Genomic DNA, 25,477 nt, shown 5'->3' with positions numbered 1-25,477 from the left:
TTAAAAAGGATTGTAGTTTGAGAAAGGTTCGGCAATGGCCACACCAAAATTTTTCAATCGGCATGTTGCAGCAAACTCGTCCTGGCGATTTACAAACAGGCACGGCTCACCTTCACACTCCAGTACCGAACATGGAACTTCGATGTCGCTTAACGCCTGGCTTAGTTTGTACATCACCGACCATGCATTATCACCATCCGGGCTAAGCAATTTAAGCGCCACCAGGCTGTTGTCACCGCACGGTCCATTTTGCGGAATCGGTTCAACCTTCGAACCTGCGAAACCAGCAGACCAGCGATAGTTCTGCGGCAGTCGATGGACGATTGAGAGTTGTAATGAAGTCACTTATTTTCCCCGGAAGCACATTTACTTCACAATTTGTTTACATCAATTTTAACACATCATCAACAATCCGTCTTTATACAGATCGTAAAGATTGATGCCTCGCCAGCGTGGCCTCTATGGCTCTGATTTAAATAATATCTGCGGGCGTGGTCACGTTTGCGGGGCTATATGTACCCGTTTCTGCGATCTAACTCAACCTTTTTAACTACAATGATGTGACTTTTTACATAAATTGATTTTACATAAAATAAACATATATCGGGGGAATGATGGATTTGTGGTTGACATGCATCAACAAAGGAAGCCTTTTAGCTTCCTCGTTGTGCAATAGATCACCGTTTTTTCGGCCGACTGGCGTACAGACAGAAGAGAATGGAGCTGGTTGCGCAGAATGCAATTGACCAAATCATCGGCCATGCAGAGTTAAAGGTCGCAAGAGAAAGCAATGCGCCAACAATTGCCCCTATGCCAAAACGGAAGGTTCCTGCCAGCGAAGATGCCGTTCCCGCCATATGGGGAAACTCATCAAGAATGACCGCCATCGCATTAGATGACACCATCGACACGCAGCCCACAAACGCCGCAACGCCAACTACCAGCGACCAGAATCCCAGCCCCAGCAGCGCACTGATGACCATCCACGCCGCCATAATAAACTGTATCCACAACCCCGAGCGGAACATATTTAACGCGCCAATACGGCGGACGAAGCGACTGTTAAAGATGGTCATCACGAACAGGAAAACAATGTTTAGCGCAAAGTAATAACCAAAGTTTTCCGGCGCGACGTGGTTAATTTCAATGTAGACAAACGGTCCGGCGCTCAGGAACGAGAACATTCCGGCAAAGCTGAAACCGCTGGCCAGCATATAACTCAGGACACGCTTATGACGAAACAGCGCCGCAAAGTTACCAATAGTGGTACGAATGTGAAAAGGCTGGCGACGCTCCGGTGGTAAGGTTTCTTTGATCAGAAAGAAGATCATTGCCGAAGCCAGAATCGCCGCTACGGCGAGGATCCAGAAGATGTAATGCCAGCTCAGCCACACCAGCACCCAGCCGCCAACTATCGGTGCCATCAGCGGTGCAATGGTCGTCACCAGCATGACAAACGACATCATCCGTGAGAACTCTTCCTTCGGGTAGATATCACGCATTAAAGCGTTGATAACCACGCTGGCCGCAGCCGCAGCCAGACCGTGGAAGAAACGCATCACAATCAGCTGATCGATGGTTTGTGCCAACGCACACGCCACCGCGGCGGCGGCAAACACCAGCGTACCGCCAAGAACCACCGGCTTACGCCCAAAACTGTCTGCCATCGGCCCGTAGATTAACTGCCCCAACGCAAAGCCCAGAATATAAGTACTGAGGGTCATCTGCGTACTGCCCGCAGGTACGCCAAATTGAGCTGAAATTACCGGTAGCGCGGGCAGATACATATCAATCGACAGCGGCATCAACATGGCCAGCAGGCCAAGGATAAAAACAATAGCAAACGACGAATGCTGTCGGGTGGTCACAACGGGCTCCTGAAAGTCATTAAAAAGTTAGACGACGCTGGCAATTTCTTCTTCAGTTAACGGACGATATTCACCGGGGGCTAAATCAGCATCCAGCGTAATGCCGCCAATACGTTCACGATGCAGCTCAACCACGTGGTTACCCACGGCGGCGAACATGCGTTTCACCTGATGATAACGCCCTTCGCTGATGGTCAGACGAACCTGCGTTGGGGTAATCACTTCCAGCCTCGCCGGCTTAGTGAGATCTTTTTCGTTATGCAGCTGCACGCCTTTAGCAAATTGCTCTGCCGTATCGTCAGCTACGGGTGATTCCAGCGTCACCAGATAGGTCTTCTCGCAATGATGGCGCGGAGAAGTAATGCGGTGCGACCACTGACCATCATCAGTCATCAGCACCAGACCGGTGGTGTCGATATCCAGTCGACCTGCTGCATGCAGTTTCCACGCCACAGGTTCATCCAGAAAATAGAGCACCGTTGGGTGATCCGGGTCATCAGTTGAGCAAACATAGCCCTGAGGCTTATTGAGCATGAAGTAACGAGGACCATGTTGCTGCACCAGCGGGTTGCCATCGTAAGCGACTTCATGTTCAGGTAGAAGTTTGAACGCTGCGTTACGGACGATTTCGCCATCGACGGTGACACGATTGCCGCGGATTTCACGCCCGGCAATAGCACGGCTAACGCCGAGTTGCTGTGCGATAAATTTATCAAGTCGCATGTGTGTGATTTTGCCTGTAAAAAACGGAGGTCGGGTAATGACCCGAAAATCTGAACTGTTGTCTGCCCAGTATAGCGGTCTAATTACTTCCCTCAAGGGAAAAAGATCCGTGGCATACTATTAGCAGAATAATCTACCTACGCGAGACCATGATTTTTACACTCCGTCCATATCAGCAAGAAGCCGTGGATGCCACGCTCAACCATTTTCGTCGTCATAAAACCCCTGCCGTTATCGTGCTGCCCACCGGTGCCGGTAAAAGCCTGGTGATAGCGGAACTGGCGCGGCTGGCGCGTGGTCGTGTTCTGGTGCTGGCACACGTTAAAGAGCTGGTGGCGCAAAACCATGCAAAATATCAGGCGCTGGGGCTGGAAGCCGATATTTTTGCCGCCGGGCTGAAGCGTAAAGAGAGCCACGGTAAAGTAGTATTTGGCAGCGTGCAATCGGTCGCCCGTAACCTTGATGCCTTTCAGGGTGAATTTTCACTGTTGATTGTCGATGAATGCCATCGTATTGGTGACGATGAAGAGAGCCAGTATCAGCAAATCCTCACTCACCTGACAAAAGTGAATCCCCGCTTACGCCTGTTAGGGCTGACTGCCACGCCTTTTCGGTTGGGCAAAGGCTGGATTTATCAGTTTCATTATCACGGCATGGTACGCGGCGATGAGAAAGCCCTTTTCCGCGACTGTATTTATGAGCTGCCGCTGCGTTATATGATTAAACACGGCTATCTGACGCCGCCAGAACGACTGGATATGCCAGTAGTGCAATACGATTTCAGCCGATTGCAGGCACAGAGTAACGGGCTGTTCAGCGAAGCCGATCTCAACCGCGAGCTGAAAAAACAGCAACGTATTACCCCGCACATCATCAGCCAGATTATGGAGTTCGCCGCAACGCGCAAAGGGGTGATGATTTTCGCTGCGACAGTCGAACACGCAAAAGAGATTGTCGGCTTGCTGCCCGCTGAGGATGCAGCACTTATTACCGGCGACACGCCAGGCGCTGAACGCGATGTATTAATTGAAGATTTTAAAGCCCAGCGTTTTCGCTATCTGGTCAACGTCGCGGTACTGACCACCGGATTTGACGCCCCGCACGTCGATCTTATTGCTATTCTGCGCCCTACCGAATCGGTGAGTCTTTACCAACAAATTGTCGGGCGCGGTCTGCGTCTGGCTCCAGGCAAGACTGATTGCTTAATTCTTGATTATGCGGGTAATCCTCACGATCTCTACGCGCCGGAGGTCGGTACACCGAAAGGCAAAAGTGACAACGTTCCGGTACAGGTTTTCTGCCCTGCCTGCGGTTTTGCCAACACCTTTTGGGGGAAAACGACCGCCGACGGGACATTGATTGAACACTTTGGTCGTCGTTGTCAGGGATGGTTTGAAGATGACGACGGTCATCGCGAACAGTGTGACTTCCGTTTCCGTTTTAAAAATTGCCCGCAATGTAACGCAGAAAATGATATTGCCGCCCGCCGCTGCCGCGAATGTGACACCATACTGGTTGATCCAGACGACATGTTAAAAGCGGCGCTACGACTGAAAGACGCGCTGGTATTACGCTGTAGCGGCATGTCTTTGCAACATGGGCACGACGAGAAAGGCGAATGGTTGAAAATCACCTATTACGATGAAGACGGCGCGGATGTGAGTGAGCGTTTCCGTCTGCAAACACCTGCCCAGCGTACCGCCTTCGAGCAGCTTTTTATCCGCCCGCATACGCGCACACCGGGCATCCCTCTGCGCTGGATCACCGCTGCCGATATCCTCGCCCAACAAGCGTTGCTGCGCCATCCGGATTTCGTCGTCGCACGAATGAAAGGCCAGTACTGGCAAGTGCGTGAAAAAGTGTTTGATTACGAAGGTCGTTTTCGTCGGGCGCACGAATTACGCGGTTAATGGTAGTTTTAATTGATGTGCAAGGCGATTGAGTATAGAATCTCGCCCGCTTTTGCATACGCAAAGCAGATCATTTGCCTGTTGCTGGGTCGCCTGTAGCAGGATTAATTTAAGAGAGAAAGAAATGTTTACTATCAACGCAGAAGTACGTAACGAGCAGGGTAAGGGTGCGAGCCGCCGCCTGCGTACCGCTAACAAATTCCCGGCAATCATCTACGGTGGCAACGAAGCGCCGCTGGCTGTTGCTCTGGATCACGACAAAGTCATGAACATGCAAGTTAAAGCTGAATTCTACAGCGAAGTTCTGACCATCGTTGTTGACGGTAAAGAAATCAAAGTTAAAGCTCAGGACGTACAGCGCCACCCGTACAAACCTAAGCTGCTGCACATCGACTTCGTTCGCGCTTAATCGCTGAATAAGTTGTAAAAAAAACCCCGCTCCGGCGGGGTTTTTTGTATCTGCAAATTATGCCTGATTACGGTATTGCTATTTTTTGTAGGCCAGATAAGGCGTTCACGCCGCATCTGGCATTCATAACACCAAACCGATTAATTGCCGCCAGACGTCCGGCGCTGCAATTGATCGCGCAAGTTCGGCGGCGTGCCTTTAATGGTCAGGGTATCGGTCGCCGGGTCCCAGAAAATGCGCTCACCTAACAGCATCGCATCAAAGTTAATGGTCAAGCCACCACCGCTACCGGCAAACTTCGTCAACTGACGCAACGTGCTACGGTCTGCCGGGAAGCTCTCTTCAAGTTCGTAGCCTTTTTCAGCCGCAAATTCCGTGAAGCTCACTTCGCTGACGCCCGCCAGCTCTTTCGACAGCGATTCAAGCTCGATCTCTTCACCCGCCTGCAATTGCTCATTACAGTAGCTGTAGACCTGTTGACGCACGTTCTGCCGTTCTGCTTTATCCAGTTGTGCTTCGGCAGTGAAATCATCAACCGCCTGCAATAATCCGCGGTTTTGCGCTTTCGCGTTCAACCCTTCGCTGGCACCGAGGAAGTCCATGAAGAAATCGGCCACTTTGCGCCCGACTCGCCCTTTCAGGAAAGTGAGATACCGGGTCGACTCTGGATTGGTTTCCCATTCGGTTAAATCAATACGCGCAACAATATCCGCATGATTGATATCAAGATAATGGGTCGGGTTGATGTCGAGATTTTCGTTAACGCGCATACTGCTCAGGTTGCTCAGAACCGCCACCAGCAGATATTCGACAGCTAAATAACGGTAGTGACAAAACAGCACGAAGCCACCGTCAGCAAAAGGATATTTCGCTAATTCGTCACGCAGGCGACCGGTTGCCGCGCGGCTAAAGGCCAGAAAGTCCTCTTCGCCCTGACGCTGTAAGCGTAGCGTCTGCGCCAGTTCACTCTCTTCGCTGAACAAGCCGTATGCTTTATTTTTGGCGCTATAGACCCGATGCAGTTCTGCCACCATCTCTACGACGGTTTCTGTCGGTTCCAGCAATGAATCGCGCAACACCAGCTCAAGGTTCTGCTCATCACGCTTGATAAGCTGGTGCAGAGCAATCTGGTTGATATCCAGACTCATGATAAACTCTCCTTTAAGACCGGCCGGTATTCAACCACCGCCGGTAAAGCGACGCAATAAAAGATGGCGGTCATTTTACAGAAGGCGGCGTAACGAGAATGATTTAACGCATAAAAAAGCAGAAAAAAAACCGTTGCTACGGTAATATGTTGCCCTTTCATCAACTAACTGATTTCGATTTATGCCACAAATTTCCCGCTACAGTGATGAACAGGTTGAACAATTGCTCGCAGAGCTGCTCAACGTACTGGAAAAACATAAGGCTCCGACCGACCTTTCCCTGATGGTGTTAGGCAACATGGTCACTAACCTTATCAACACCAGCATTGCCCCGGCCCAACGCCAGGCAATTGCCAACTCTTTTGCCCGCGCCTTACAGTCCTCTATCAACGAAGACAAAGCGCACTAAGGGAAACAGATAACAGGTTATGGTAACTCATCGTCAGCGCTACCGTGAAAAAGTCTCCCAGATGGTCAGTTGGGGGCACTGGTTTGCACTGTTCAATATTCTGCTTTCGCTCGTCATTGGCAGCCGTTACCTGTTTATCGCCGACTGGCCGACAACGCTTGCTGGTCGTATTTATTCCTACGTAAGCATTATCGGCCATTTCAGCTTCCTGGTGTTCGCCACCTACTTGCTGATCCTCTTCCCGCTGACTTTTATCGTCGGCTCCCAGAGGCTGATGAGGTTTTTGTCCGTCATTTTAGCAACGGCGGGAATGACGCTATTACTGATCGATAGCGAAGTCTTTACTCGTTTCCATCTCCATCTTAATCCCATCGTCTGGCAGTTGGTTATCAACCCAGACGAAAATGAGATGGCGCGCGACTGGCAGCTGATGTTCATTAGCGTGCCGGTTATTTTATTGCTTGAACTGGTGTTTGCGACGTGGAGCTGGCAAAAGCTACGCAGCCTGACGCGTCGTCGGCGCTTCGCGCGCCCGCTGGCCGCATTCTTATTTATCGCTTTTATTGCCTCGCATGTGGTGTATATCTGGGCCGATGCCAACTTCTATCGCCCGATCACCATGCAGCGCGCTAACCTGCCGCTTTCGTACCCGATGACGGCGCGACGTTTTCTTGAGAAGCATGGTCTGCTTGATGCGCAGGAGTATCAACGCCGTCTCATTGAGCAAGGTAACCCAGACGCTGTTTCCGTTCAGTATCCGTTAAGCGAGCTGCGCTATCGCGATATGGGCACCGGGCAGAATGTGCTGTTGATCACTGTCGATGGCCTGAATTACTCACGCTTCGAGAAACAGATGCCTGCACTGGCAGGTTTTGCTGAGCAAAATATTTCGTTCACACGTCATATGAGTTCCGGCAACACTACAGACAACGGCATCTTTGGCCTGTTCTATGGCATCTCGCCAAGCTATATGGACGGCATTCTGTCGACCCGTACGCCTGCGGCGTTAATTACTGCGCTTAACCAGCAAGGCTATCAGCTGGGGTTATTCTCATCAGATGGCTTTACCAGCCCGCTGTATCGCCAGGCATTGTTGTCAGATTTCTCGATGCCGAGCGTACGTACCCAATCCGACGAGCAGACCGCCACGCAGTGGATCAACTGGCTGGGCCGCTACGCACAAGAAGATAACCGCTGGTTCTCGTGGGTGGCTTTCAATGGCACTAACATTGACGACAGCAATCAGCTGGCATTTGCACGGAAATATAGCCGGGCGGCAGGCAATGTTGATGACCAGATCAACCGCGTGCTAAATGCGCTGCGTGATTCCGGCAAACTGGACAATACGGTAGTGATTATCACTGCCGGTCGGGGTATTCCGCTGAACGAAGGGGAAGAAACCTTTGACTGGTCCCACGGTCATCTTCAGGTGCCATTAGTGATTCACTGGCCCGGCACACCGGCGCAGCGTATTAATGCCCTGACCGATCATACCGATCTGATGACGACACTGATGCAACGCCTGCTACATGTCAGCACACCTGCCAGCGAATATTCGCAAGGTCAGGATTTGTTCAACCCTCAACGCCGTCATTACTGGGTTACCGCTGCGGATAACGATACGCTGGCAATTACCACCCCGAAAAAGACGCTGGTGCTGAACAATAACGGTAAATACCGTACTTACAACTTACGTGGTGAAAGAGTGAAAGATGAAAAACCACAGTTAAGTTTGTTATTGCAGGTGCTGACAGACGAGAAGCGTTTTATCGCTAACTGATTAATTATAAATCAGTTAGCGAAATATCTTACTTGCATTCGTTGTGGAAAACGGTAGTATTAGCAGCCACGAGTCGGCACGTAGCGCAGCCTGGTAGCGCACCGTCATGGGGTGTCGGGGGTCGGAGGTTCAAATCCTCTCGTGCCGACCAAAAATCCCAAGAAAACCAATCTATTGCGGTTGGTTTTTTTATATCTGCGATTAATTTGATAAACAGACCGCGACACATTACGGCCTGTTTATTTTCTGTTATCAGAACGTCCAGACGACACCCGCCTGGGTATTCCACGGTGATTCTACCCCCGCGCCATTGCCATAGCTGACTGACAAATGACCGCTTAACGTCGGGGTAAACGATGACCTTATCCCAGCCTGATAAACGCCACGGGTTCCAGCCACGTCATTATTAAATTTGCCGTCGTCATTAACTTTCACTTGGTTAGAATCGGCGTATTCCTGACGCACGGCGGCTTTCAGCCAGGGTTCCAGCGTTGTACCGTTTTGCAGGTCCATGTGATAGCTTACCGCCGTTCCCGCTTCAGCGCGTAATATGCGGGTATTTCCCACATCCGCACGCATACCATTTGATAACGTATAGTCCTGACCATCAGTGGTAAAGCCGGTAAAGGACAGATAAGGCCTTACATTCCACAGCCCCTCCCCCCAACGGAGCCCGCTCTCGACATGAGCACCCGCGCCGTTACTATCGTAATCGCCAAACGCTGTTGCCCCATTACTCATCTTGCCATGGATGGTGTTGGCAAAACGGTCAACTTTCACCACCCCGTCAACATAGGCACCGTTTTGATGCTCCCAACCGGCATAAGCACCCAGAGTATAGCTATCGATATTACCTTTACCGCCGCGATCAAAACCAATATCAGAATGAGAGTAACCAAAGAATAAGCCACGAATTGTGCTGCTTTCTTCACGGGAGAAACGGCTATCGATACCGAGCGTCAGCCCCGTCAATGTTTGCTCAAAGCCAGCTCCCGCATCAGTGGTTACGTTGTTGCGGGTGTTAATTGCCGAACTCCACATCGCCGTATCGTAATTAACGCCTTTTACACTACCAAGACGCTCACGTACGACATCCAGTTCTGCATCAAATACCAGCGGTTGTGCTGCCGCCATATTCAACACATCAGTGGTTGAAGGAGTTATTTGCGTGCGATTCTCTGCCAGACTCCAGCTATGGTTGCCATTATCTTGCAAGATATATTCATACGTACCGATATCAACAACGCCTCCGGCATTGCCCAAGGTAAATGCAGCATCACCGCCGCCCGTTGTTACCAGTGTAAGGCTATCTCCTGCTGCCGGGCTGGCACCGGTGTCCGTAACGAAGATTTTGAAATTACCTGTAGCCTGACCGGTGACGTTAAGCTGATCGCTCTGATGATTAGCCATATCGGTACGCATATAAAAATTGCCGTTTCCCGATAGGGTATTGGTGGTCAACGTAGTGAAATTTTCCGCACTTGCCGTCACAGATGAACGAGTCACTGGCTCAGCCATCATAACGACAGTTCCGTCTGACATCACCAGGTTTGCTAAATTGAGACGGGTGTTTTGGTTTATATTATTGATATCGGCAATAATAGCCCAAAAACTCTCTTCGATAGAAACATCTGCTTTACTGGTATCCACTGCGCCATGCGTTCTTAAAGATGCACCATCAGAAACCACCACGTCACCTAATAATGTAGCCGGTGTATAAAAATTTAATTCCAGCGCCATTGCATCAATAATGCCCTCATTTCCTCTGACTGTTACGTTAACCATTGTGCCAGTCCAGACATTAGCGCGACCATTATCGATAACCATATTTTCAGATATAGCATTTGAGGAATATTTTATGCTTCCATTCTGCACTGACCGACCAAGATCATAAACTGCATGTGCCTGCACTCTCGTACCAGTATCTCTTCCCAACGATTGCATGGTTGCATGCTCATCAAGGATAGTGTCAATTGCCTGAGTGCCCTCCATAACAATTAGCCCGGAACCATCATCCAGTTCATAATTTTTTGACACACCATCTTTTATACTAAATTGGCCTTTACTGTTTGTACCACTCACTTCCAGCGCATTCGTTGAAACAATTAATTTTCCGCCTGCTTTTTTGTCAACGCCAGTTGCAGTCCCGCCATCCATAACCTCCAGTAAACCACCACTATCCACAGTGGTATTATAAGCGAAGTCATTCTCTTCAACCCGCAAACTTCCGCCGTTTTCCAACAGCATATTGTTAGCAACCCCAACTTTGATATCAAACTGACCGAGACGGTTTGTTCCGAATACCTCCATGGCCCGCGTGGTTGTTTTAATCGCACCGCCTGCTTTCTGATCTACCGCAAATGCTAATCCGCCATCTTTAACCTCCAGTAGTCCTCCCTTTTCGATAACGGCGAAGATGGCAATGCCTTCGGTTTCAACGAGTAAGCGCCCGCCTTTAATAGTGGCTTCATTAGCAGCTCCATAAACCTGTAACACACCATTATTGATGGTAGTTTGGTTTGCTGCACCACCCAATTGAACAATTTGATAACCATCATTTAATACTGAGTATTCTGCTGAGCCATATGCTTCAATGTACTGATACCCTCCGTTGATTTCAGCATTATTACTTACACCACATTCTTTTATATGCTGTTCTCCGCTGGGAGTGATTTTCGTATTATTTGCGGTCCCATAAACCAGCTGGATATCTTTTTCCAGGACAACACCATCAACAGTCGTCCATACTCAACAGTTGATGCCAATGCTATGGGAGAATATAACGCTGTAGCCACCAGAACAGATATTGCGGAACGACAAAGAGAAACAGAACCAGAGTGATGCATTAATCTTTCATCCTATGAAATTAATTGCTGTAAAAGCATTGGGTACTGAAAATACCCATAGCGCCATACCCGGAGTCAGTTTTTAAAAACTGTTTAAAGAAATGCACAAGTATTGTGATTGATTTTTTAGTTGTTTTTCTTGATGAGAAGCTGATGCAAAATTCCGTCTTTATAATGAAAATGATGCGAGGGTGAACTACTGAGCTGTACTTTTCACTACATGTCCATACATAAAATGGGGTAACATTCACGCGCCTGGTAGCGTTTCCAACGCTACGCTCAAACATAATGATTCTAATAAAACCTCAGGAGACTACTATGCCTGAAGCAACGCCTTTTCAGGTGATGATTGTGGATGATCATCCACTTATGCGACGCGGTGTTCGCCAGTTACTGGAGCTTGATCCTGGCTTTGAAGTGGTCGCCGAAGCGGGCGACGGCGCAAGTGCTATCGATCTGGCGAATAGACTGGATATCGACGTGATCTTGCTGGATCTCAATATGAAAGGTATGAGTGGCCTGGATACCCTCAATGCCTTGCGCAGGGATGGCGTTACCGCGCAAATTATTATCCTGACCGTATCAGATGCCTCCAGCGATGTGTTTGCGCTGATAGACGCAGGCGCAGACGGTTATCTGTTGAAAGACAGCGATCCGGAAGTGTTGTTGGAAGCGATTCGCGCCGGAGCAAAAGGCAGCAAAGTCTTTAGCGAACGCGTCAATCAGTACTTACGTGAACGTGAAATGTTTGGCGCGGAAGAAGACCCCTTCAGCGTGCTGACAGAACGCGAGCTGGATGTTCTGCACGAGCTGGCACAGGGGCTGTCAAATAAACAGATTGCCTCGGTGTTGAATATTTCCGAGCAGACAGTAAAAGTACACATTCGTAATCTGCTGCGTAAACTCAATGTCCGCTCACGCGTGGCGGCCACTATTCTGTTCCTGCAACAACGTGGGGCGCAATAAAAAAATAGCCCGATGGATTTACCCTCGGGCTGATATTGATGACAAACGCAAAACTGCCCGATGCGCTACGCTTATCAGGCCTACGCGGATCGAGCAATGTATTGAGTTCGCACGATTTTGTAGGCTGAATAAGGCGTTTACGCCGCATCTGGCATAAACAAAGCGCACTTTGCCATCAGTCTGGCCCGATGGCATCACCATCGGGCTTGTTCTTATTTACTCTCCAGTGGTGATAAGTGTTGCATCGCCTGCGCGATACTGCGTTCAATCACCGCACGGCGAGTATCGTTGGCAGGTAAGAGTTTCAACATCATCTCCCACGCGGCAACGGCTTCGCCAAATCGCTGCTGCTCAAAGGCATTAAACGCATACATGCTTAACACACGGATATTGCTATGGTCCGTTCTCACCAACTGGCGTAGCAGTTCACCACCCAGGCGGTTGTCATTGGGATCAGATGAACGTGTCAACGCTTCAGCGTATCCGAGTGCAGCATCACTGTTCTTCGGATCGAGGCGATACGCAGTGGCGTATGCATCGGTGGCGATACTGGCGTTACCCAGCGCCATGCCAACGCGTCCCAACATAATCCAGCCTTCTATATCTCCCGGATTTTTTTGCAGTTGAGTACGCATCCCCAGCGCCAGGCGCGACATCTCTTCTTCGTTGAGCGGCTCAGCTTTCGGATCCAGCGCCCTGTCCAGTAACGCTGGCGCCTGTGCCGTGGCCTGCTGCCAAATTTTCACCTGCTGATAATTGCCGGTCTGGTAGTAGCTGACGCCAGCCACAATTAACGCCACCACAATACCCGGCAGATAAACAACATATCCGGCACGCTTACCTTCCGGCACGCTTTGTTCAGGAAACTCTTCCTGCACCACGCGTACCCGACGCCGCGAGCGGGAGTAAATAACCCAACCGCCAATGCCAATAGCGACTACCGGTAGCACCCACAGCAGAACGGTCAGCGGCGTTAACGGCGGATCGTAAGTGACGAAGTTGCCATAGCGCGCCACCATATAATCGACAATCTCTTTCTTACTTTTACCTTCCTGCATCAGTTCGTACACTTTCTGGCGCAGGTCGGTGGCAATCATCGAGTTGGAATCGGCAATGCTGTTATTCTGGCATTTCGGGCAGCGCAGTTCTTCAGTAAGCTGACGAAACTGTTGTTCCTGTGCTTCATCTTTAAACTGCAACACGTCGATGGTCGCCAGCGCTGAGCCGGAGATCATCAGCATCAGCACGCCCAATAAAAACCTCATTGTGCGGCCTCCTTACTGTATTTCTCCCACAACGGCTTGATCTTTTCTTCCCAGACGCGGGGATTGAGATCACCCGCATGGCGATAGCGAATGATGCCGTTGCCGTCGATGAGGAACGTTTCTGGTGCACCATAGACACCGAGATCCAGCCCTAACATGCCGTCGCCATCAAACAGGCTTAGTGCGTAAGGATTGCCCAGCTCTTTCAGCCAGCTGATTGCCTTCTGGCGATCGTCTTTATAGTTCATGCCGACCACTCGGATGCCCTGCGCAGAAAGCTGATTCAGATATTGATGTTCCGCACGGCAGGTCGGACACCAGGTCGCCCAGACGTTAAGCAGCACTGGTTTGCCCTGAGTCAGCACATCCGCCTGATAAAACTGCCCCGGATTGTCCAGTGATTCGAGGCGAAACTTTGGCACCGGCTTGCCAATGAGCGCCGATTCCAGATTGGTCGGATCATCCCCTTCGGCATTACGTGCCAGCTGCCACAGCAACGCCGCGGCAATCGCCAGGAAGATAATCAAAGGAATTAACAATACTTTGCGCTTCATACAGCCTCCGGCGCAGTTTTTTGCGGGCTTACGCGCTTACGATAGCGAGGATCAAACAGGCACAGCAGCCCGCCCAACGCCATCATCAGCCCGCCCGCCCAAATCCAGCGAACAAACGGTTTGTAGTAAAGACGCACAGCCCACGCGCCGTTTTCCAGCTCTTCACCGAGAGCTGCGTACAGGTCACGCGTGATGCCGCCGTCAATCGCCGCTTCGGTCATCATCGACCCGGCAGTGTTGTAATAACGTTTTTCCGCATACAGCACCGTTTCCGGTTTACCCTCTCGCGTTACGCCGATAGTCGCCACACCACCACGCCAGTTCGGACCAGTCACTTCTTTGACATCACGGAAGGTGAAGCGATATTCATGAATATCGATGCTATCACCGGACTTCATGCGCACATCACGCTCAACGCTATAGTTCTGGCTAAAGGCAATACCAACAATTGTTACCGCCAGCCCCAGGTGAGCCGCCACCATGCCCCAATAACTAAAGGTGGTTTTCGTGCCGCGTGAAATACGCAGCGCAGCTTCCGCAATCGCCAGCACTGCAATCCAGCAGGCCATTACCAGGCCGAGCACCGTCATCGCCACAACTTTACTTTCGAACAGCCACGGCAACAGCAGAGACAGCACCAGCGTAGAGATGAAGGCGATAATCAATAAATTGCGGATTTTACGTGGGCGATCGCGCCCCCAGCGCACCAGTGGACCGACACCAAGCAGTAGCGCAAACGGCACCATCAGCCAGGTAAACATAGTGTTGAAGAACGGTTCACCTATCGAAATACTGCCCAGCCCAAGTTGCTTATGCACCAGCGGCAGCAGCGTCCCCAGCAATACCACCAGCATTGCGGCGACCAGCAAAACGTTGTTCGCTAACAGCAGAGATTCCCGCGACCACAGCGCATTGTTTATGCGTGAGCGAACTTTGTGTCCACGCGCGGCAAACAGCAGCAGCGAACCGCCAATCACCAGCACCATAAAAGCGAGGATAAACATACCGCGCGCCGGATCAGACGCAAACGCGTGTACCGATACCAGCACGCCGGAACGCACGAGGAAAGTCCCCAACAGACACAACGAGAAGGCACTGATTGCCAGCAGTAATGTCCACGCTTTGAAGCTGGCGCGTTGTTCAGTGACCGCCAGTGAGTGCATCAGCGCAGTCCCCACCAGCCACGGCATAAACGAGGCGTTTTCTACCGGATCCCAGAACCACCAGCCGCCCCAGCCGAGTTCGTAATAGGCCCATGCGGAACCGAGCACAATGCCGAGCGTCAGGAAGATCCACGCCGCCAGCGTCCACGGACGGGTAAAGCGTGCGTAAGTGCTGTCCAGACGCCCACTCAGCAAAGAAGCAATGGCAAAAGCAAACGCCACCGAGAAACCGACGTACCCCATATAGAGCAGAGGCGGATGGAAGATCAGCCCTGGATCCTGCAACAGCGGGTTAAGATCGCGCCCTTCAATCGGGAAGTTCGGCAACGTGCGTGAGAACGGGTTAGAGGTAAAGAGAATGAACAGCAAAAAGCCGACACTGACCATCCCCATTATCGCCAGTACACGGGCCACAATATCCAGCGGAATACGCTGACTAAAAATCGCCACCGCAAATGTCCAGCCGCTCATCAGCAGCACCCACAGCAGTAGCGAGCCTTCATGCGCACCCCAGGTTGCCGCTACGCGATACCACACCGGAAGCTGGGTATTGGAGTTGCTGGCAACATAGGTGACGGTAAAGTCGTTGACCACGAAAGCATTGACCAGCACCAGAAATGCGCCAGCCACAGACATAAACAGCAGCCAGGCAAACAAGCGCGAAGAAGCCATCATGCGCGCATCCCCGCGCGCCACGCCCCATAGCGGATACACGGACAGCAACAGCGCAATTCCTAGCGCCAGGCACAGCAGTCCGTTACCAATTTCTGGCATCATGATGCTGGGTCCTTATAAACACTCGCCGGGCGACGGTGATTAGCTTCCATCGCTTTCTCGACTTCTGGCGGCGTGTAGTTTTCATCGTGTTTCGCCAGTACTTCTTTCGCGAGGATATGATTACCTTTTTCCAGTTCGCCCTGCACCACTACGCCCTGCCCTTCACGGAACAGATCCGGCAAAATGCCTTCGTAAGAGACATCTACTGAACCTTCAGCGTCGTAAATGGTGAACGTTACTTTCAGCGAATTGGGATCGCGCTGCACACTACCCGGCATCACCATCCCGCCAACGCGCAGACGCTGACCGACTTCCGGCATCTGTTGAGTTTCACGCTTGCCGTAGAGAATTTCCCCCGGCGTATAAAAAAGATCGATATTCGAGCGCAGCGCATACAACACCAGGCCGATAGTCAGTGCCAGCCCCGCCAGCACGGCACAGGCAATCCACAAACGGTTTTTACGGCGAATATTCATGCAGCCTCCTGCTGTTGCGCAGCACGTAAACGCGCCTCACGCGCCCGCTGTTGCGCCACGCCACGCAGAATTGCGCGATGCTGCATCACCGAGTGCACGACCAAAACCACCAGCGGAATAACGGTCATCACCACCGCCAGCCAGACAAAAAAGGCGTAACCGCCCATTGCGAAAAATTCATTCCAGGAAGCAAATGCAGGGGTCATTTACGGCCTCTTTTCAGTATCAGTTCACTCACCCACGGACGGCGTTTTTCCATCAGCAAAATTAAATTACGCATCCGCATCAGCGTCAGCGTGGCAGACAGCAGCAGGAAGCCAAAAATCGACCAGCGCAGCGGCGAACGCATCGCCGGATCGATACTTTGCTGCATCCGCGTTGATCCCTGATGCAGGGTGTTCCACCACTCCACGGAGTAATGAATAATCGGCAGATTCACCACGCCAATCAGCACCAGGATACCTGCCGCACGGCCCGCCAGACGACGGTCGTCGAAGGCGTGCCACAGGGCAATGACACCAACATACAGAAACAGCAGCACCAGTTCAGAAGTCAGACGTGCATCCCATACCCACCAGGTGCCCCACATCGGTTTTCCCCATGCAGAGCCGGTAACCAGGGCAATAAAGGTAAACACGGCACCAATGGGGGCCATCGCCGCCACCGCCAGGTTGGCCATTTTCATCTGCCAGACCAGGCCAATAAACGCTGCCACCGCCATTGATGCATAAATGCCCATCGACCAGATCGCCGCAGGCACATGCAGGTAGATAATGCGGTAGCTATTTCCCTGCTGATAATCAGCCGGAGCAAAGCCGAATCCCCAGATCCAGCCGACGGTAAGCACGACCACACTGGCAATTGCCAGCCACGGTATAAACCAGCCACAGATTTGATACAGCCGTGGTGGGATCGCCAGTTGATGCAGTGTTTTCCACATAGTTTCGATACCAGACTCGAACAAAAATCAGTAATCCAGCGTTATTGAATGCTGATTCGTAACGCTGCCGCCGTCGCAAAAGGACTTAATGTCGCGGTGCCTGCCAACAACGCGCCTAAAATTGCCAGATACCCGTCAACGGGCAAATGCATGGAAGCCGCGTCCATCGCGGCGGTGGCAAAGATGAGTAATGGGATAGTCAGCGGTAATACCAGTATGCTGAGCAGCACACCACCGCGCTTAAGTCCCACTGTCAGCGCCACGCCCGGTGCACCGAGAAAACCAAGCGTTGGGGTTCCCAGCAGCAGCGTCAGCGCCATCACTTGCCAGCCATAAACATCCATTCCCAGTAGCATTGCTACCAGAGGCGAAAGGATGAGTAACGGCAGACCTGTTACCATCCAGTGCGCCATCACCTTCGCCAGCACAACGGCGGGCAAGGGTAACGGCAACAACATCAATTGTTCAAGACTGCCGTCCTGCAAATCGTCACGGAACAGTCGTTCCAGTGCCAGCAAGGATGAAAGCAGCGCTGCAACCCAGATAATGCCCGGCGCAATACGCGCGAGCAGTTGCGGCTCCGGACCGATACTGAGCGGAAAAAGGGTAATTACAATCAGGAAGAACCACAGCGGGTTAGCGATTTCGGCGCTATGACGAAACGCCACGCGCAGTTCAAGACGGAAAATTCGCCAGAACATTATTCGGCCCTCGTTTTCGTCAGTGAAATGCGGCGGATTTTACTTTCAGTAACGTTGAGCGGCTGGTGGGTAGTCAGAATCACAATCCCCCCCTGCTCCGTATGCTGCGCCATACGCTGGGTCAGACGATCGACGCCGTTAACGTCAATCGCGGTAAAAGGCTCGTCGAGTATCCATAACGTGGCACGGGTCAGCCACAGACGCGCTAAAGCGACGCGGCGTTGTTGCCCGGCAGAAAGTTGATTTACAGGAATATCTTCGAATCCGGCAAGCCCGGCCTGCGCCAGGGCTTCCAGACATTGTACGGTATCGCCATCGCGATGATAAAAGTGCAGATTTTCTAACGCCGTCAGCCGGGTTTTGATCCCCGGCTGATGGCCTATCCATAACAGGTTTTGATGGTAGCTGTCGCGTACCTGATGCAAGGGCTGCCCTTGCCAGAGAACCTCGCCTGCGTCAGGGCGAGACAACCCCGTCAGCAAACGGAGAAGCGTTGTCTTCCCCGCGCCGTTGCTACCGGTGATTTGTACCCACTCGCCTGCGTTCAGCGTAAATGACAAGCCACTAAATAAGGTTCGTTCATCCCGCTCGCAAAGTAACTCTCTGGCTTCAAGCATACCCACGCAATAACCCTGTTAAAAACCTGGCTCGACTTCGCGCATATCGGGCAGCTTGTGCGCTATCCCTTTATGGCAATCAATACAGGTTTGCCCATCTTTCACCGCCTGGTCGTGCATCTTAGCGGCAACTGATTTCTGGGCGGTTGTATCCATATACTCGAAGTTGTGACAGTTACGACACTCCTGCGAGTTATTGTCCTTCATGCGCCGCCACTCATTCTGTGCCATCGTCAGGCGATGAGCTTCAAATTTCTGCGGCGTGTCAATAACGCCAAAAATTTTACCATACAGCTCTTTACTTGCTTTGAGCTTGCGTATCATCTTCGGCACAAACTCGTGCGGAACGTGACAATCCGGACAGGTCGCACGGACGCCGCTACGGTTGTTGTAGTGCACGGAATCCATGTATTCCTGATACACCGTGTTACGCATTTCGTGGCAGCTAATGCAAAACTCTTCAGTGTTAGCTTTTTCCATCCCGGTGTTAAAGCCGCCCCAGAAAACGATACCGCCAACAAAGCCGATCAACAGCAGCGTCCCCAGTGCCAGACGGCTGGGGGTACGCCACCATTTCCACAGGCGCTTAATCAGACCAGGCTTACGGTCAGAATTTCCCATAATAACCTCTTATTTCCCGTAACCTTTTGATGGGGTAAAGGTATTCCCCACGATTGGCGCGGTATCGGCCTGCGGTACGTGACATTGCAGACAGAAATAACGACGCGGAGCCACTTCTGCGCCCACTTTGCCGTCGCTGTCCATAAAGTGAGTAGGACTAATGCGCGGCGCGCCAGTGGTGCGATAGCTTTCGACACCGTGGCACTGCAAGCAGCGGTTGGTATTGGTCGTTACCTGATAACCTTCAACGCTATGCGGGATCATTGGCGGCTGATTCACATAGTTCAGCGGCATCCGATCCTGCTCTTTTGGCATCCGAATGGCCCCTTCCTGCGTCCCGGATACTTCCGGCGACTGGCTAAAATCGACGCCATTAGCCGCCCAAACCGCGCCGCTTACCACCAGGGCCAGCATCGCCGTCCATTGACACAGCGCTTTCTTCAGGTCATGGCTTTTCATGATTTCGCTCCCGAACTCCATCGTGTAGTTATTGTAAATACATCCTCAGAACAGACATCCACGCAGCGACCGCACGTCATGCAATCGCGGCTGGTGACCTGCACCGGGCTTTGTTCATCCAGCACCGGGGCACGTAGCACATGCGGTTCCGGGCAAACATGAAAACAATCCATACAGCGGTTACATTTCTGCCGATCGGTGGCCGCAACGGTAATCACACCTTTACTACCCAGCACGCCATACAGTGCACCAACCGGACAAATGTGCCCGCACCAGCCGTGTTCAACGACCAGTAGATCAAATAAAAACAGCGCGAGAATAAGCAGCGCGCCGCTGCCGAAGCCCATTACCAGGCTACGCCCCATCAGGGAAACGGGGTTGATCCATTCCCAGATGAGCGTGCCAGTTAAGGCCGATCCCACCAGAATGATCACCAACAGCACGTAGCGAATGTGGCGAGGGATCGTCGCAGACTGATTGAGGTCAAAACGCCTGCGTAACCAATTTGCTAAGTCGGTAATCGGGTTCAGCGGGCAGACCCAGCTGCAAAATAATCGCTTTCCTGCCAGGGCGTAGAGCACGGTGATAATCACTGCACCGGTCAGCGCCACCGTGGCAGGCAGATGACCGCTGGCAAGACTTTGCAACGTCATCAGCGGATCGGTCAGTGGAACGGTGTCGAATAACAGGCTACTGCTGTAGTTGCCGTGCAAGATCCACACACCAAACCACGGGCCGCTCAAAAACATCCCCAGCACGAAGAACTGACAAAGGCGACGCAACACCAGCCAACGGTGGCTGCGCCACCAGCCTTTTTTCTCCAGCGCCTCGCGCCCAGCGTCACGTTTACGATTTGCCATTGTTCCCCTCCAGCCAGCCGAAGCGGTAATGGTGACCTAACTCCCCTTTCGCCAGTGACAGCGGTAACACCTTGATTGCGGGTTGTTCCAGCACGCACACTTTTTCGCACTTACCGCAGCCGGTACAGGCGTCGCTGTGAACCGTTGGCAGAAAACGGGCGTGCTTACCGGTACGCGTGTTACGCTCCAGCTCCAGGGTGATTGCCTCATCAATTTTCGGGCATTCGCGATAGCAAACATCGCAGCGCAGCCCCTGAAAGTTGAGGCAGTTCTCCTGATCCACCAGCACCGCCAGCCCCATCCGCGCGTCGTCGATCGATTCGATATCTCGATCCAGCGCACCGCTCGGGCACACTTTGGCGCACGGAATGTCCTCACACATTTCGCAAGGAATATCCCGCGCGACAAAGTACGGCGTACCTGCCGACAGGCCAGAGGCCAGTGTCGCCAGTTTTAAGGTGTCGTAAGGGCAAGCCTGAACACACTGACCGCAACGTACACAGGCACTGGCAAAGGCGTTCTCGTTTATGGCTCCGGGTGGGCGCAACCGCACACCAGATGCGCGTGCGGTTTGCTGTTGTAACCCCAGCGCCACACCCACGGCAGCCAGCCCGCCAGCTGTGCGAACGACATCGCGCAGAAAGCGGCGGCGACCATTTTGAGGTTTCGCTGACCGGGACATAATGGCTTACACCTTCTCCAGTTTGACCGCACACTTCTTGAAGTCCGTCTCTTTCGAGAGCGGATCGGTCGCATCCAGCGTCAGTTTGTTAACCAGCTGTGCGGCGTCGAAGAACGGCATATACACCAGGCCCTGCGGCGGACGGTTACGACCGCGCGTTTCAACAATCGAGATCACTTCGCCACGGCGAGAAACCACTTTCACTTTGTCGCCACGACGCAGATCGCGCGCTTTCGCATCCAGCGGATGAATAAACAGGACCGCTTCCGGGAAGGCACGGTGCAGTTCCGGTACACGGCGAGTCATACTGCCGGTGTGCCAGTGCTCCAGGACACGCCCGGTAGAGAGCCACAGATCGTACTCTTCATCCGGTGCTTCCGCCGCCGGTTCAAACGGCAGTGCGAAGATCACCGCTTTGCCATCCGGTTTACCGTAGAACTTGTAGCCTTCACCCGCTTTCACGTACGGGTCGTTACCTTCGCTATAACGCCACTGCGTTTCTTTACCGTTAACCACCGGCCAGCGCAGACCGCGCGCTTTGTGGTAGTCATCGAACGGCGCGAGATCGTGACCGTGACCGCGACCAAACCATGCATACTCTTCGAACAGCCCTTTTTGCAGATAGAAGCCCAGCTCGCGGGATTCATCGTTCAACTGATCTTCTGCCAGTTCGGATACCGGGAATTTGCTCACTTCCGGGGTGGCATACAGAACCTCATACAGCGTTTTGCCACGCAGTTCCGGTTTCTTCGCCAGCAACTCTTCCGGCCACACTTCTTCAGTTTTGAAGCGGCGGGAGAACTGAACTAACTGCCAGAGATCCGATTTCGCTTCGCCCGGTGCCTGTACCTGCTGACGCCAGAATTGAGTACGGCGTTCGGCGTTACCGTAAGCACCCTCTTTTTCTACCCACATTGCGGTCGGCAGGATCAAGTCCGCTGCCAGCGCACTGACCGTCGGATACGGATCGGAAACGATGATAAAGTTGCGCGGATCGCGCCAGCCCGGCATACGCTCTTCATTGATGTTCGGCCCGGCCTGCATGTTGTTGGTACACATGGTCCAGTAAACATTCAGCTTGCCGTCTTTCAGCGCACGGTCCTGTGCCACCGCGTGCAGGCCGATTTTCGCCGGAATGGTGCCGCTCGGGATATTCCACTTCTTCTCGCAGATATCACGGTGTTTCTCGTTGGTCACCACCATGTCCGCAGGCAGACGGTGAGCAAAGGTGCCCACTTCACGCGCAGTACCACACGCGGAAGGCTGCCCGGTCAGGGAGAACGGACCGCAACCCGGCTGGGAAATTTTGCCGGTCAGCAGGTGCAGGTTGTAGACCAGGTTGTTGGCCCACACACCACGGGTATGCTGGTTGAAGCCCATCGTCCAGTAGGAGATGACTTTCTTGTTCGGATCGGCATACAGCTGCGCCAGTTGTTCTAACTGGTCTTTCGGCACGCCGGTCATTTCAGCGGTTTTTTCCAGCGTATACTCAGCAACGAAGGCTTTGTAATCTTCAAAGCTCATCGGTTCGGAGGCGTCAGAACCCGGATTCTTCGCTGCTTTTTCCAGCGGATGGGTCGGACGTAAACCGTAGCCGATGTCCGTCGCCCCTTTGCGCAGGTTAACGTGTTTGCTAAAGAAGTCCTGATTTATCGCGTTGTTTTGAATGATATAGTTGGCGATGTAGTTCAGGATCACCAGGTCAGACTGTGGCGTAAAGATGATGCCGTTATCCGCCAGCTCGAAGCTACGATGCTGGTAGGTAGAAAGCACCGCCACGGTGACGTTCTGGTTAGAGAGACGACGGTTGGTAATGCGCGACCAGAGGATCGGGTGCATCTCCGCCATGTTAGCGCCCCACAGCACAAATGCGTCAGCCTGTTCGATGTCGTCATAGCAGCCCATCGGCTCATCCATACCAAAGGTACGCATAAAGCCAACTACCGCCGACGCCATACAGTGACGCGCGTTCGGGTCGATGTTGTTCGAACGGAAGCCCGCTTTGAACAGCTTGGACGCGGCATAACCTTCCCAGATAGTCCACTGACCAGAACCGAACATACCGATCGATTCCGGCCCTTTTTCTTTCAGGGCAGTTTTGAATTTTTCTTCCATCACATCGAAGGCTTGATCCCAGGTGATTGGGGTGAACTCGCCTTCTTTGTCATATTTACCGTTTTTCATACGCAGAAGCGGCTGCGTCAAACGGTCTTTACCGTACATGATTTTGGGCAGGAAATAGCCCTTAATGCAGTTCAGACCACGGTTAACCGGTGCGTCCGGGTCGCCCTGACAGGCCACCACACGCCCCTGCTGCGTTCCGACCAGAACGCCACAACCAGTACCGCAGAAACGGCATGGTGCTTTATCCCATTTAATGGCTTCCTGCTGACCAACAACGGCGCGGGCAACGCCCGGCACGCTGAGACCGGCAGCCGCCGCAGCGGCCGCAACGGCGTTAGCTTTCATAAAGCTACGACGACTGAGTTTCATGGTGTTTCCTCACCTTGCTCTTCCTGCTGGTGATAAACCAGCGACACCGCCAGCACGCCCTCTACGTTGCGTACTGACTCAATGGTTTGGATCAGCGTTTCGCTGTCTTCTGCTTCCACCACCACAATCAACTGACCGCTCGGCGCGTCGCTGACAGCGACTTCACAGCCGGGAAAGGCGTTCAGTTGGGTGCTGATGTCTGAAATTCGTTCGCTTTTGGCCTGCACGACCAGGCTGCAAACTTGCCAGTTAGTGTGCATGGAGATACTCCGCAGTTATGGCTGATACCGGACAGCTGGCTGCACATGCTCCACATCCGTTGCAAAGTTGGCTATTAAGTTGCGGCTGGTAGATCCCGGAGAGCGTCGGGCGAAAGATAATTGCCATTGGCTCACAGCTATCCTGACAGCGGCGGCATTCAACTGACTGATACGCCAGGCACGCGTCCCCAATGGTGAACTGCAAATCCCAGGCCCTGGTGTGGCGCGGAGAAAATAGCGATTCGGGGCAAGCTTGCGCGCAGGCATAACAGAAGCTGCACTCGTTATTTTTGAAATTAACGCTCGGATAGCCCCCCGCGCCGCGTTGCAGAATGTTGTTTTCACAAGCATTAATACAGGCGTCACAGCGGGTGCAATGGGTCAGAAAATGAGATTCATCACCGGACCAGGGCGGACGGATACCGTTACTGGCTTTGCGCCAGCGACCAGTGAGTATGCCCCGACGGGATGCATCAATCTTCACATTGACCTTCCATCATTAATACGCTCTGAAAATTGAGAGCGACCAAATAAACCGCATAATTAATAAGCCATTTTTATAGCCGCTAAGATATTAAAGGATGTGTCAAAGATGCATACCCCGATCGGGGTAAAACCTGTAGCAGGATCAAAAGAGTGGTGGGAAGAGTGGCAAAAACGGGCTTTTGCTCACATTTCAAATGGTTATAAACATATTTATATAGCGATTAATTCGCCAGAGATATTTCTCAAGGCTTTACCACTCCTCAGAATTTAACACTAAAAGAGAAGGTAAAATTGTCTGAATGTTCTTTTAGTTATTCATAAAGCAAATTAATAAATCTGATGAATATGTTAACCTTCAGCGACATCATCGGTGAAAACCTATAAATGACGAAGGGAATACAACAATGAAGACCATTCTACCTGCAGTATTGTTTGCCGCTTTCGCTACCACTTCCGCCTGGGCGGCAGAGAGCGTCCAGCCACTGGAAAAAATCGCGCCTTATCCGCAAGCTGAAAAAGGCATGAAGCGTCAGGTGATTCAGTTAACCCCGCAAGAAGATGAATCTACCCTGAAAGTAGAACTGTTAATCGGTCAGACGCTGGAAGTCGATTGCAATTTGCATCGTCTCGGCGGGAAGCTGGAAAGCAAAACGCTGGAAGGCTGGGGCTATGATTATTACGTCTTTGATAAAGTTAGCTCGCCGGTTTCCACGATGATGGCCTGCCCGGATGGCAAGAAAGAGAAGAAATTTGTCACCGCGTATCTGGGCGATGCTGGAATGCTGCGTTACAACAGCAAGCTGCCGATCGTGGTGTATACGCCAGACAATGTAGATGTGAAATACCGCATCTGGAAGGCGGAAGAGAAAATTGACAACGCGGTAGTCCGCTAAACTGCCGTGAAGTGCTCCACCCCGTAGGTCGGATAAGGCGGTCACGCCGCATCCGACATCTAACGCCCAAGCCGGTTGACTGATGCGACGCTGACGCGTCTTATCAGGCCTACACCGCTGTGAAGTGCTCCACCCCGTAGGTCGGATAAGGCGGTCACGCCGCATCCGACA

At 52.2% G+C, this 25,477-nt stretch carries 26 protein-coding genes, 1 tRNA gene and 1 pseudogene; 8 read left to right on the top strand and 20 right to left on the bottom strand.

From position 1 onward, the window contains the following. The 3 genes from FQ015_RS07140 to rsuA all read right to left on the bottom strand — a co-directional run bounded on the left by FQ015_RS07140 (position 1) and on the right by rsuA (position 2,591). Positions 1-345, bottom strand: a complete 345-nt coding sequence (locus tag FQ015_RS07140; RefSeq protein ID WP_000202798.1) for a YejG family protein — start codon at positions 343-345, stop codon at positions 1-3. 332 nt (positions 346-677) lie between these two features. Then, complete coding sequence (gene bcr, locus FQ015_RS07135) at positions 678-1,868, bottom strand: multidrug efflux MFS transporter Bcr (RefSeq protein ID WP_000213385.1); 1,191 nt, start codon at positions 1,866-1,868, stop codon at positions 678-680. 27 nt (positions 1,869-1,895) lie between these two features. Next, positions 1,896-2,591, bottom strand: a complete 696-nt coding sequence (gene rsuA / locus FQ015_RS07130; RefSeq protein ID WP_088541301.1) for a 16S rRNA pseudouridine(516) synthase RsuA — start codon at positions 2,589-2,591, stop codon at positions 1,896-1,898. Positions 2,592-2,740: 149 nt separating this feature from the next. Between rsuA and FQ015_RS07125 the strand changes: the two genes are divergently transcribed. Then, the gene (locus tag FQ015_RS07125; RefSeq protein ID WP_000578096.1) at positions 2,741-4,501 is read left to right on the top strand and encodes a DEAD/DEAH box helicase; all 1,761 of its coding nucleotides are present in this window, start codon (positions 2,741-2,743) and stop codon (positions 4,499-4,501) included. 124 nt (positions 4,502-4,625) lie between these two features. Beyond that, positions 4,626-4,910, top strand: a complete 285-nt coding sequence (rplY, locus tag FQ015_RS07120; protein WP_000494197.1) for a 50S ribosomal protein L25 — start codon at positions 4,626-4,628, stop codon at positions 4,908-4,910. A 140-nt stretch (positions 4,911-5,050) separates the two neighbouring features. Here rplY and yejK read toward each other — a convergent pair whose 3' ends face one another. Continuing rightward, the gene (gene yejK / locus FQ015_RS07115; RefSeq protein ID WP_000050789.1) at positions 5,051-6,058 is read right to left on the bottom strand and encodes a nucleoid-associated protein YejK; all 1,008 of its coding nucleotides are present in this window, start codon (positions 6,056-6,058) and stop codon (positions 5,051-5,053) included. Between the two features lie 181 nt (positions 6,059-6,239). Here yejK and FQ015_RS07110 point away from each other — a divergent pair, with 181 nt between their 5' ends. The 3 genes from FQ015_RS07110 (at position 6,240) to FQ015_RS07100 (ending at position 8,398) form a co-directional block, all read left to right on the top strand. Further along, positions 6,240-6,467 carry a YejL family protein gene (locus FQ015_RS07110; RefSeq protein WP_001135667.1) on the top strand — a complete coding sequence of 76 codons (228 nt, stop codon included), beginning with the start codon at positions 6,240-6,242 and terminating at the stop codon, positions 6,465-6,467. Between the two features lie 19 nt (positions 6,468-6,486). Then, positions 6,487-8,247, top strand: a complete 1,761-nt coding sequence (yejM, locus tag FQ015_RS07105; protein ID WP_160523891.1) for an LPS biosynthesis-modulating metalloenzyme YejM — start codon at positions 6,487-6,489, stop codon at positions 8,245-8,247. Between the two features lie 74 nt (positions 8,248-8,321). Next, a tRNA-Pro gene (locus tag FQ015_RS07100) sits at positions 8,322-8,398 on the top strand. A gap of 101 nt (positions 8,399-8,499) precedes the next feature. On the opposite strand, the pseudogene yejO reads toward FQ015_RS07100, so the two are convergent. Then, positions 8,500-11,093 (bottom strand): annotated as a pseudogene (gene yejO / locus FQ015_RS07095) (autotransporter YejO). A gap of 318 nt (positions 11,094-11,411) precedes the next feature. Here yejO and narP point away from each other — a divergent pair. Further along, positions 11,412-12,059 carry a nitrate/nitrite response regulator protein NarP gene (gene narP / locus FQ015_RS07090; RefSeq protein WP_001113637.1) on the top strand — a complete coding sequence of 216 codons (648 nt, stop codon included), beginning with the start codon at positions 11,412-11,414 and terminating at the stop codon, positions 12,057-12,059. A 212-nt stretch (positions 12,060-12,271) separates the two neighbouring features. On the opposite strand, the gene ccmH is transcribed toward narP, so the two are convergent. The 15 genes from ccmH to napF are packed head-to-tail and all read right to left on the bottom strand — an operon-like array spanning position 12,272 to position 24,411. Then, positions 12,272-13,324 carry a cytochrome c-type biogenesis thiol:disulfide oxidoreductase CcmH gene (ccmH, locus tag FQ015_RS07085; protein ID WP_160523890.1) on the bottom strand — a complete coding sequence of 351 codons (1,053 nt, stop codon included), beginning with the start codon at positions 13,322-13,324 and terminating at the stop codon, positions 12,272-12,274. Continuing rightward, positions 13,321-13,878: a thiol:disulfide interchange protein DsbE gene (dsbE, locus tag FQ015_RS07080; protein WP_000824443.1), complete on the bottom strand. Its 558-nt coding sequence runs from the start codon at positions 13,876-13,878 to the stop codon at positions 13,321-13,323. The genes ccmH and dsbE overlap by 4 nt, the downstream gene beginning before the upstream one ends. Beyond that, positions 13,875-15,818 carry a cytochrome c-type biogenesis heme lyase CcmF gene (ccmF, locus tag FQ015_RS07075; RefSeq protein ID WP_160523889.1) on the bottom strand — a complete coding sequence of 648 codons (1,944 nt, stop codon included), beginning with the start codon at positions 15,816-15,818 and terminating at the stop codon, positions 13,875-13,877. The genes dsbE and ccmF overlap by 4 nt, the downstream gene beginning before the upstream one ends. Then, positions 15,815-16,294, bottom strand: coding sequence for a cytochrome c maturation protein CcmE (gene ccmE, locus FQ015_RS07070; protein ID WP_001026418.1), 480 nt, complete (start codon positions 16,292-16,294; stop codon positions 15,815-15,817). The genes ccmF and ccmE overlap by 4 nt, the downstream gene beginning before the upstream one ends. Continuing rightward, complete coding sequence (ccmD, locus tag FQ015_RS07065; RefSeq protein WP_000186540.1) at positions 16,291-16,500, bottom strand: heme exporter protein CcmD; 210 nt, start codon at positions 16,498-16,500, stop codon at positions 16,291-16,293. Before ccmD ends, ccmE begins: the two co-directional genes overlap by 4 nt. Beyond that, complete coding sequence (ccmC, locus tag FQ015_RS07060; protein ID WP_001295447.1) at positions 16,497-17,234, bottom strand: heme exporter protein CcmC; 738 nt, start codon at positions 17,232-17,234, stop codon at positions 16,497-16,499. The genes ccmD and ccmC overlap by 4 nt, the downstream gene beginning before the upstream one ends. A 41-nt stretch (positions 17,235-17,275) precedes the next feature. Then, on the bottom strand, positions 17,276-17,938 hold the full coding sequence (ccmB, locus tag FQ015_RS07055; RefSeq protein ID WP_000971730.1) for a heme exporter protein CcmB: 663 nt from the start codon (positions 17,936-17,938) through the stop codon (positions 17,276-17,278). Then, positions 17,935-18,558 (bottom strand): cytochrome c biogenesis heme-transporting ATPase CcmA, encoded by a 624-nt coding sequence (gene ccmA, locus FQ015_RS07050; RefSeq protein ID WP_332218553.1) that lies wholly within the window; start codon positions 18,556-18,558, stop codon positions 17,935-17,937. Before ccmA ends, ccmB begins: the two co-directional genes overlap by 4 nt. A gap of 12 nt (positions 18,559-18,570) precedes the next feature. Beyond that, positions 18,571-19,173 (bottom strand): cytochrome c-type protein NapC, encoded by a 603-nt coding sequence (gene napC / locus FQ015_RS07045; protein WP_000528376.1) that lies wholly within the window; start codon positions 19,171-19,173, stop codon positions 18,571-18,573. 9 nt (positions 19,174-19,182) lie between these two features. Then, on the bottom strand, positions 19,183-19,632 hold the full coding sequence (gene napB / locus FQ015_RS07040) for a nitrate reductase cytochrome c-type subunit (RefSeq protein WP_000835174.1): 450 nt from the start codon (positions 19,630-19,632) through the stop codon (positions 19,183-19,185). After that, entirely contained in the window at positions 19,629-20,492 is an 864-nt protein-coding gene (napH, locus tag FQ015_RS07035; RefSeq protein ID WP_000013499.1) for a quinol dehydrogenase ferredoxin subunit NapH, read from the bottom strand. Before napH ends, napB begins: the two co-directional genes overlap by 4 nt. Continuing rightward, positions 20,479-21,174: a ferredoxin-type protein NapG gene (gene napG, locus FQ015_RS07030; RefSeq protein WP_001567742.1), complete on the bottom strand. Its 696-nt coding sequence runs from the start codon at positions 21,172-21,174 to the stop codon at positions 20,479-20,481. The genes napH and napG overlap by 14 nt, the downstream gene beginning before the upstream one ends. A 6-nt stretch (positions 21,175-21,180) precedes the next feature. Continuing rightward, positions 21,181-23,667: a periplasmic nitrate reductase subunit alpha gene (napA, locus tag FQ015_RS07025; protein WP_000778067.1), complete on the bottom strand. Its 2,487-nt coding sequence runs from the start codon at positions 23,665-23,667 to the stop codon at positions 21,181-21,183. Next, positions 23,664-23,927 carry a chaperone NapD gene (gene napD / locus FQ015_RS07020; RefSeq protein WP_000557378.1) on the bottom strand — a complete coding sequence of 88 codons (264 nt, stop codon included), beginning with the start codon at positions 23,925-23,927 and terminating at the stop codon, positions 23,664-23,666. The genes napA and napD overlap by 4 nt, the downstream gene beginning before the upstream one ends. Continuing rightward, complete coding sequence (napF, locus tag FQ015_RS07015; RefSeq protein WP_000686723.1) at positions 23,917-24,411, bottom strand: ferredoxin-type protein NapF; 495 nt, start codon at positions 24,409-24,411, stop codon at positions 23,917-23,919. Before napF ends, napD begins: the two co-directional genes overlap by 11 nt. A gap of 108 nt (positions 24,412-24,519) precedes the next feature. Here napF and FQ015_RS07010 point away from each other — a divergent pair, with 108 nt between their 5' ends. Together FQ015_RS07010 and eco are read left to right on the top strand one after the other, a co-directional pair. Then, positions 24,520-24,684, top strand: a complete 165-nt coding sequence (locus tag FQ015_RS07010; protein ID WP_032303389.1) for a hypothetical protein — start codon at positions 24,520-24,522, stop codon at positions 24,682-24,684. 133 nt (positions 24,685-24,817) lie between these two features. Further along, the gene (eco, locus tag FQ015_RS07005; RefSeq protein ID WP_000849212.1) at positions 24,818-25,306 is read left to right on the top strand and encodes a serine protease inhibitor ecotin; all 489 of its coding nucleotides are present in this window, start codon (positions 24,818-24,820) and stop codon (positions 25,304-25,306) included. The last annotated feature ends 171 nt before the right edge of the window (positions 25,307-25,477 follow it).

It is taken from the genome of Escherichia sp. HH26CH (genome assembly GCF_009820205.1).
Taxonomy (GTDB): Bacteria; Pseudomonadota; Gammaproteobacteria; order Enterobacterales; family Enterobacteriaceae; genus Escherichia; species Escherichia coli_F.
This window is presented reverse-complemented; position numbering and strand designations above follow the sequence as displayed.

Excerpts from the sequence above, each read along its gene's own strand:
- narP (WP_001113637.1), top strand. The coding sequence starts at position 11,412 with ATGCCTGAAGCAACGCCTTTTCAGGTGATGATTGTGGATGATCATCCA.
- ccmH (WP_160523890.1), bottom strand. The coding sequence starts at position 13,324 with ATGAGGTTTTTATTGGGCGTGCTGATGCTGATGATCTCCGGCTCAGCG.
- eco (WP_000849212.1), top strand. The coding sequence starts at position 24,818 with ATGAAGACCATTCTACCTGCAGTATTGTTTGCCGCTTTCGCTACCACT.
- ccmC (WP_001295447.1), bottom strand. The coding sequence starts at position 17,234 with ATGTGGAAAACACTGCATCAACTGGCGATCCCACCACGGCTGTATCAA.
- napA (WP_000778067.1), bottom strand. The coding sequence starts at position 23,667 with ATGAAACTCAGTCGTCGTAGCTTTATGAAAGCTAACGCCGTTGCGGCC.
- rsuA (WP_088541301.1), bottom strand. The coding sequence starts at position 2,591 with ATGCGACTTGATAAATTTATCGCACAGCAACTCGGCGTTAGCCGTGCT.
- napH (WP_000013499.1), bottom strand. The coding sequence starts at position 20,492 with ATGGCAAATCGTAAACGTGACGCTGGGCGCGAGGCGCTGGAGAAAAAA.
- ccmD (WP_000186540.1), bottom strand. The coding sequence starts at position 16,500 with ATGACCCCTGCATTTGCTTCCTGGAATGAATTTTTCGCAATGGGCGGT.
- ccmE (WP_001026418.1), bottom strand. The coding sequence starts at position 16,294 with ATGAATATTCGCCGTAAAAACCGTTTGTGGATTGCCTGTGCCGTGCTG.
- ccmF (WP_160523889.1), bottom strand. The coding sequence starts at position 15,818 with ATGATGCCAGAAATTGGTAACGGACTGCTGTGCCTGGCGCTAGGAATT.
- napB (WP_000835174.1), bottom strand. The coding sequence starts at position 19,632 with ATGAAAAGCCATGACCTGAAGAAAGCGCTGTGTCAATGGACGGCGATG.
- FQ015_RS07010 (WP_032303389.1), top strand. The coding sequence starts at position 24,520 with ATGCATACCCCGATCGGGGTAAAACCTGTAGCAGGATCAAAAGAGTGG.
- FQ015_RS07110 (WP_001135667.1), top strand. The coding sequence starts at position 6,240 with ATGCCACAAATTTCCCGCTACAGTGATGAACAGGTTGAACAATTGCTC.
- napG (WP_001567742.1), bottom strand. The coding sequence starts at position 21,174 with ATGTCCCGGTCAGCGAAACCTCAAAATGGTCGCCGCCGCTTTCTGCGC.
- yejK (WP_000050789.1), bottom strand. The coding sequence starts at position 6,058 with ATGAGTCTGGATATCAACCAGATTGCTCTGCACCAGCTTATCAAGCGT.
- yejM (WP_160523891.1), top strand. The coding sequence starts at position 6,487 with ATGGTAACTCATCGTCAGCGCTACCGTGAAAAAGTCTCCCAGATGGTC.
- rplY (WP_000494197.1), top strand. The coding sequence starts at position 4,626 with ATGTTTACTATCAACGCAGAAGTACGTAACGAGCAGGGTAAGGGTGCG.
- FQ015_RS07125 (WP_000578096.1), top strand. The coding sequence starts at position 2,741 with ATGATTTTTACACTCCGTCCATATCAGCAAGAAGCCGTGGATGCCACG.
- dsbE (WP_000824443.1), bottom strand. The coding sequence starts at position 13,878 with ATGAAGCGCAAAGTATTGTTAATTCCTTTGATTATCTTCCTGGCGATT.
- napD (WP_000557378.1), bottom strand. The coding sequence starts at position 23,927 with ATGCACACTAACTGGCAAGTTTGCAGCCTGGTCGTGCAGGCCAAAAGC.
- napC (WP_000528376.1), bottom strand. The coding sequence starts at position 19,173 with ATGGGAAATTCTGACCGTAAGCCTGGTCTGATTAAGCGCCTGTGGAAA.